Origin of the sequence: Streptococcus mitis (assembly GCF_023109105.1) — a bacterium.
Taxonomy (GTDB): Bacteria; Bacillota; Bacilli; order Lactobacillales; family Streptococcaceae; genus Streptococcus; species Streptococcus mitis_BW.
This window is the reverse complement of the sequence record NZ_JALDTZ010000029.1, coordinates 1-5,055: the sequence shown is the minus strand read 5'-3', so window position 1 is coordinate 5,055 and position 5,055 is coordinate 1. Positions and strand designations below refer to the sequence as shown.

Sequence of the window (5,055 nt, the reverse complement as noted above, 5' to 3'; positions counted from 1 at the left end):
CTGTGATATACTAATATAGTTGTCACTTGAGAGAGATTGAGTGACAAAGACCTTTGAAAACTGAACAAGACGAACCAATGTGCAGGGCACTACAAGAAGTTGTAGTACTGAACAATGAAAAAAACAATAAATCTGTCAGTGACAGAAATGAGTGAGAACTCAAACTTTTAATGAGAGTTTGATCCTGGCTCAGGACGAACGCTGGCGGCGTGCCTAATACATGCAAGTAGAACGCTGAAGGAGGAGCTTGCTTCTCTGGATGAGTTGCGAACGGGTGAGTAACGCGTAGGTAACCTGCCTGGTAGCGGGGGATAACTATTGGAAACGATAGCTAATACCGCATAACAGTAGATGTTGCATGACATTTGCTTAAAAGGTGCAATTGCATCACTACCAGATGGACCTGCGTTGTATTAGCTAGTTGGTGGGGTAACGGCTCACCAAGGCGACGATACATAGCCGACCTGAGAGGGTGATCGGCCACACTGGGACTGAGACACGGCCCAGACTCCTACGGGAGGCAGCAGTAGGGAATCTTCGGCAATGGACGGAAGTCTGACCGAGCAACGCCGCGTGAGTGAAGAAGGTTTTCGGATCGTAAAGCTCTGTTGTAAGAGAAGAACGAGTGTGAGAGTGGAAAGTTCACACTGTGACGGTATCTTACCAGAAAGGGACGGCTAACTACGTGCCAGCAGCCGCGGTAATACGTAGGTCCCGAGCGTTGTCCGGATTTATTGGGCGTAAAGCGAGCGCAGGCGGTTAGATAAGTCTGAAGTTAAAGGCTGTGGCTTAACCATAGTACGCTTTGGAAACTGTTTAACTTGAGTGCAAGAGGGGAGAGTGGAATTCCATGTGTAGCGGTGAAATGCGTAGATATATGGAGGAACACCGGTGGCGAAAGCGGCTCTCTGGCTTGTAACTGACGCTGAGGCTCGAAAGCGTGGGGAGCAAACAGGATTAGATACCCTGGTAGTCCACGCCGTAAACGATGAGTGCTAGGTGTTAGACCCTTTCCGGGGTTTAGTGCCGTAGCTAACGCATTAAGCACTCCGCCTGGGGAGTACGACCGCAAGGTTGAAACTCAAAGGAATTGACGGGGGCCCGCACAAGCGGTGGAGCATGTGGTTTAATTCGAAGCAACGCGAAGAACCTTACCAGGTCTTGACATCCCTCTGACCGCTCTAGAGATAGAGCTTTCCTTCGGGACAGAGGTGACAGGTGGTGCATGGTTGTCGTCAGCTCGTGTCGTGAGATGTTGGGTTAAGTCCCGCAACGAGCGCAACCCCTATTGTTAGTTGCCATCATTCAGTTGGGCACTCTAGCGAGACTGCCGGTAATAAACCGGAGGAAGGTGGGGATGACGTCAAATCATCATGCCCCTTATGACCTGGGCTACACACGTGCTACAATGGCTGGTACAACGAGTCGCAAGCCGGTGACGGCAAGCTAATCTCTTAAAGCCAGTCTCAGTTCGGATTGTAGGCTGCAACTCGCCTACATGAAGTCGGAATCGCTAGTAATCGCGGATCAGCACGCCGCGGTGAATACGTTCCCGGGCCTTGTACACACCGCCCGTCACACCACGAGAGTTTGTAACACCCGAAGTCGGTGAGGTAACCATAAGGAGCCAGCCGCCTAAGGTGGGATAGATGATTGGGGTGAAGTCGTAACAAGGTAGCCGTATCGGAAGGTGCGGCTGGATCACCTCCTTTCTAAGGATAAGGAACTGCGCATTGGTCTTGTTTAGTCTTGAGAGGTCTTGTGGGGCCTTAGCTCAGCTGGGAGAGCGCCTGCTTTGCACGCAGGAGGTCAGCGGTTCGATCCCGCTAGGCTCCATTGGTGAGAGATCACCAAGTAATGCACATTGAAAATTGAATATCTATATCAAATAGTAACAAGAAAATAAACCGAAACGCTGTAGTATTAAAAGAGTTTATGACTGAAAGGTCAGAAAAATAAGGTTAAGTTAATAAGGGCGCACGGTGGATGCCTTGGCACTAGGAGCCGAAGAAGGACGTGACAAACGACGATATGCCTTGGGTAGCTGTAAGTAAGCGATGATCCAGGGATTTCCGAATGGGGGAACCCAACAGGTACTACCTGTTACCCACATCTGTTAAGGATGTGAGGAGGAAGACGCAGTGAACTGAAACATCTAAGTAGCTGCAGGAAGAGAAAGCAAAAGCGATTGCCTTAGTAGCGGCGAGCGAAACGGCAGGAGGGCAAACCGAAGAGTTTACTCTTCGGGGTTGTAGGACTGCAATGTGGACTCAAAGATTATAGAAGAATGATTTGGGAAGATCAGCCAAAGAGAGTAATAGCCTCGTATTTAAAATAGTCTTTGTACCTAGCAGTATCCTGAGTACGGCGGGACACGTGAAATCCCGTCGGAATCTGGGAGGACCATCTCCCAACCCTAAATACTCCCTAGTGACCGATAGTGAACCAGTACCGTGAGGGAAAGGTGAAAAGCACCCCGGGAGGGGAGTGAAATAGAACCTGAAACCGTGTGCCTACAACAAGTTCGAGCCCGTTAATGGGTGAGAGCGTGCCTTTTGTAGAATGAACCGGCGAGTTACGTTATGATGCGAGGTTAAGTTGAAGAGACGGAGCCGTAGGGAAACCGAGTCTGAATAGGGCGCCATAGTATCATGACGTAGACCCGAAACCATGTGACCTACCCATGAGCAGGTTGAAGGTGCGGTAAGACGCACTGGAGGACCGAACCAGGGCACGTTGAAAAGTGCTTGGATGACTTGTGGGTAGCGGAGAAATTCCAAACGAACTTGGAGATAGCTGGTTCTCTCCGAAATAGCTTTAGGGCTAGCGTCGACATTAGAGATTCTTGGAGGTAGAGCACTGTTTGGGTGAGGGGTCCATCCCGGATTACCAATCTCAGATAAACTCCGAATGCCAAAGAATTATGGTCGGCAGTCAGACTGCGAGTGCTAAGATCCGTAGTCGAAAGGGAAACAGCCCAGACCACCAGCTAAGGTCCCAAAATAATTGTTAAGTGGAAAAGGATGTGGGGTTGCACAGACAACTAGGATGTTAGCTTAGAAGCAGCTATTCATTCAAAGAGTGCGTAATAGCTCACTAGTCGAGTGACCCTGCGCCGAAAATGTACCGGGGCTAAAACAATTTACCGAAGCTGTGGATACCTTTATAGGTATGGTAGGAGAGCGTTCTATGTGTGATGAAGGTGTACCGTGAGGAGTGCTGGAACGCATAGAAGTGAGAATGCCGGTATGAGTAGCGAAAGACAGGTGAGAATCCTGTCCACCGTAAGACTAAGGTTTCCAGGGGAAGGCTCGTCCGCCCTGGGTTAGTCGGGACCTAAGGAGAGACCGAAAGGTGTATCCGATGGACAACAGGTTGATATTCCTGTACTAGAGTATGTAGTGATGGAGGGACGCAGTAGGCTAACTAAAGCAGACGATTGGAAGAGTCTGTCTAAGCAGTGAGGTGTGATATGAGTCAAATGCTTATATCTATAACATTGAGCTGTGATGGGGAGCGAAGTTTAGTAGCGAAGTTAGTGACGTCACACTGCCAAGAAAAGCTTCTAGCGTTTAAACATACTCTACCCGTACCGCAAACCGACACAGGTAGTCGAGGCGAGTAGCCTCAGGTGAGCGAGAGAACTCTCGTTAAGGAACTCGGCAAAATGACCCCGTAACTTCGGGAGAAGGGGTGCTGACTTCGGTCAGCCGCAGTGAATAGGCCCAAGCAACTGTTTATCAAAAACACAGCTCTCTGCTAAATCGTAAGATGATGTATAGGGGGTGACGCCTGCCCGGTGCTGGAAGGTTAAGAGGAGTGCTTAGCGGTAACGCGAAGGTATGAATTGAAGCCCCAGTAAACGGCGGCCGTAACTATAACGGTCCTAAGGTAGCGAAATTCCTTGTCGGGTAAGTTCCGACCCGCACGAAAGGCGTAATGATTTGGGCACTGTCTCAACGAGAGACTCGGTGAAATTTTAGTACCTGTGAAGATGCAGGTTACCCGCGACAGGACGGAAAGACCCCATGGAGCTTTACTGCAGTTTGATATTGAGTGTCTGTACCACATGTACAGGATAGGTAGGAGTCTATGAGATCGGGACGCCAGTTTCGAAGGAGACGCTGTTGGGATACTACCCTTGTGTTATGGCCACTCTAACCCAGATAGGTGATCCCTATCGGAGACAGTGTCTGACGGGCAGTTTGACTGGGGCGGTCGCCTCCTAAAAGGTAACGGAGGCGCCCAAAGGTTCCCTCAGAATGGTTGGAAATCATTCGCAGAGTGTAAAGGTATAAGGGAGCTTGACTGCGAGAGCTACAACTCGAGCAGGGACGAAAGTCGGGCTTAGTGATCCGGTGGTTCCGTATGGAAGGGCCATCGCTCAACGGATAAAAGCTACCCTGGGGATAACAGGCTTATCTCCCCCAAGAGTTCACATCGACGGGGAGGTTTGGCACCTCGATGTCGGCTCGTCGCATCCTGGGGCTGTAGTCGGTCCCAAGGGTTGGGCTGTTCGCCCATTAAAGCGGCACGCGAGCTGGGTTCAGAACGTCGTGAGACAGTTCGGTCCCTATCCGTCGCGGGCGTAGGAAATTTGAGAGGATCTGCTCCTAGTACGAGAGGACCAGAGTGGACTTACCGCTGGTGTACCAGTTGTCTTGCCAAAGGCATCGCTGGGTAGCTATGTAGGGAAGGGATAAACGCTGAAAGCATCTAAGTGTGAAACCCACCTCAAGATGAGATTTCCCATGATTTTATATCAGTAAGAGCCCTGAGAGATGATCAGGTAGATAGGTTAGAAGTGGAAGTGTGGCGACACATGTAGCGGACTAATACTAATAGCTCGAGGACTTATCCAAAGTAACTGAGAATACGAAAGCTGAAGGTTTTCTTAATTTGAATAGATATTCAATTTTGAGTAGGTATTACTCAGAGTTAAGTGACGATAGCCTAGGAGATACACCTGTACCCATGCCGAACACAGCAGTTAAGCCCTAGAACGCCGGAAGTAGTTGGGGGTTGCCCCCTGTGAGATATGGAAGTCGCTTAGCT

General features: G+C 49.8%; 1 tRNA gene and 3 rRNA genes. All 4 read left to right on the top strand.

The annotated features are described in order from the left end of the window. Positions 1–166: 166 nt before the first annotated feature. Positions 167–1,712 (top strand): 16S ribosomal RNA (locus M1F37_RS09840). Positions 1,713–1,763: 51 nt separating this feature from the next. Then, positions 1,764–1,836, top strand: a tRNA-Ala gene (locus M1F37_RS09835). Positions 1,837–1,959: 123 nt separating this feature from the next. Next, positions 1,960–4,862, top strand: a 23S ribosomal RNA gene (locus tag M1F37_RS09830). A 76-nt stretch (positions 4,863–4,938) separates the two neighbouring features. Then, a 5S ribosomal RNA gene (gene rrf, locus M1F37_RS09825) occupies positions 4,939–5,054 on the top strand. The 16S, 23S and 5S rRNA genes sit together here with 1 tRNA gene alongside, the layout of an rRNA operon. Position 5,055 lies beyond the last annotated feature (1 nt).